The organism is Arhodomonas sp. KWT (assembly GCF_010993615.1).
Map to the genome: position 1 here is coordinate 21,820 of NZ_WNXE01000020.1, position 2,093 is coordinate 23,912.

Annotated in this window: 3 protein-coding genes and 1 pseudogene; all 4 read right to left on the bottom strand. The window is 70.6% G+C overall.

From position 1 onward, the window contains the following. Positions 1 to 609, bottom strand: a 609-nt coding sequence (locus G7A99_RS06000) for a LysM peptidoglycan-binding domain-containing protein (protein ID WP_240466117.1), incomplete at its 3' end; no start/stop codon positions are given. A gap of 26 nt (positions 610 to 635) precedes the next feature. Then, the gene (locus tag G7A99_RS06005; RefSeq protein ID WP_018716864.1) at positions 636 to 1,217 is read right to left on the bottom strand and encodes a YqaA family protein; all 582 of its coding nucleotides are present in this window, start codon (positions 1,215 to 1,217) and stop codon (positions 636 to 638) included. Then, on the bottom strand, positions 1,214 to 1,882 hold the full coding sequence (locus G7A99_RS06010; RefSeq protein ID WP_018716865.1) for a protein-L-isoaspartate(D-aspartate) O-methyltransferase: 669 nt from the start codon (positions 1,880 to 1,882) through the stop codon (positions 1,214 to 1,216). The genes G7A99_RS06005 and G7A99_RS06010 overlap by 4 nt, the downstream gene beginning before the upstream one ends. Next, positions 1,879 to 2,093: pseudogene (locus tag G7A99_RS06015) on the bottom strand (5'/3'-nucleotidase SurE); the annotation flags it as partial. The pseudogene G7A99_RS06015 and the gene G7A99_RS06010, both read right to left, overlap by 4 nt.

Consider the following 2,093-nt stretch of genomic DNA (forward strand, 5'->3'; position numbering starts at 1 on the left):
TGGCGTCCCTGCGTCGACACGCGTGCCCTCGGTGACGAGCAGCTCCCGGTTGTAGGCGTAGGCAGTGAGGTAGGATTCATTGTGCTTGACGATGACGAGCCGTCCGTAACCACGCAGGCCGCTGCCACTGTAGACCACACGCCCCGAGGCGGCGGCACGGACGGTATCGTCGCCGCCGGTGCCGATCGTGATCCCGTGCTTGCCGCTGCCGCCCGCGCTGTAGCCCTCCAGCACCTTTCCTTTCAGCGGCCAGCGCCAGTCGCCCGGTGGCTTCGTTTCCGGCGCGGGGCTGCTGCTGCGGGTACCCGCACTGCGTGTGCTCCGGGAGGAGCTGCCGGAACCCGTCGAGGTGGCCGCCGAACGGCTGCCTCCGGACGACGGACGCAACGTCAGGCGCTGCCCCGGGTAGATGGTGTACGGCGCCCCGATGTGGTTCCAGCGGGCCACCTTCTTGTAGCTGAGCCCGTAACGCCAGGCGATGCGGTAAAGGGTGTCGCCGCGCTGGACGCGGTAGGTCGCCGGTGGATCGCCGGCGGAGCCGGCCGGCGGCAGCCGTGAGCGGCCGTAATCGAACTCGGCGCAGCCCGCGAGCACGAGTGCAAGCATCATCACCAGAGCCGGCGCGGCCAGCCGGATCACAGCCGGACGACGACCACCGCCAGGACGATCAGCGCCACGCTCGCCCAGCCGATCCGGTCGACATAGCGGCGCAGCCAGGGCTCCACGCGGGGACCGCCCCAGGCAACCACCGCCGCCACCAGCACGAAGCGCGCGCCACGCCCCACCGCGGAGGCGAGCACGAAGGGCGCGAGGGCCAGTGACATGGCACCCGCGGCGATGGTGAACACCTTGTAGGGGATGGGCGAGAAGCCTGCGGCGAGCACCACCCAGAACCCCCATGCCGCGAACCACGTCCGTGCGGTCTGGTAGGCGGACCAGTAGCCGAGGTCGTGGATCAACGGCTCGACGACCTGCAGTGCAAACGCACCGATGGCGTAACCGGCGAGTCCGCCCACCACCGAAGCGAGCGTGGTCACAACGGCGAGCCGCCACCACCGCTGCGGGCGCGCCAGCACCATCGGTGCCAGCATCACATCCGGCGGGATCGGAAAGAAGGACGACTCGGCAAAGCTCAGCGCCGCCAGCAGCCAGGCGGCGTGGCGGTGGGCGGCCCAGGCGAGCGTCCGGTCGTACAGCCACGAGAACACCCGCGTCACGCCAGGCCTGCCTGCATCGGCACGAAGCTCACGTCCGAGAGCCGCCGCACGGACACGCCCTCCCCGTCACGCTCGTAGACACACAACGATTGCCCGCCGGATTCGCCGATTGGCGCGACCAGGCGCCCGCCGGGGGCGAGCTGTTCGAGCAGGGTCTCCGGCAGATGGGATGGCGCCGCGGTCAGGAGGATGGCATCGAACGGCGCCTCACTGGGCCAGCCGGCGTAGCCGTCGCCGAGGCGCTGACGGACGTTGTGCACGCTGAGCTCGCGCAGATGGGCGTTGGCCTTGCCGTAGAGTGCCCGGATCCGTTCGATGGTGAACACCCGCGGCACCAGCGCGGCCAGGACGGCGGTCTGGTAGCCGCAGCCCGTGCCGATCTCGAGCACCGAGCGCGGCTGGGCACCGCTCGCGATCAGGGCCTCGGTCATGCGGGCCACGACGAACGGCTGGGAGATGGTCTGGCCGTGGCCGATGGGCAGCGCGGTGTCCTCGTAGGCTCGGCTGGCCAGGGCTTCGTCGACGAACAGGTGGCGCGGGATGTGACGCATGACGTTGAGTACCCGGGGGTCGCCGATACCGGCGTCGCCGAGGCGGCGCACCAACCGCTCGCGGGTACGTTGGGAGGTCATGCCGATGCCGCGGCGAAGCTGATCCGGGGTCATGACAGCCCCCCGAGCCAGCCGGCGATCTGTTCCAGTGCCGAGTATCGCGTGAGGTCGACCTGCAGCGGTGTGATCGACACGTAGCCACGGCGGACGGCGTCGAAGTCGGTTCCCGCGCCCACGTCCTCGGCATCCCCCGGCGGGCCGATCCAGTAGATGGGCCGGCCGCGGGGGTCGGTATCGCGGACCACGGGCTCGGCGCGGTGACGTT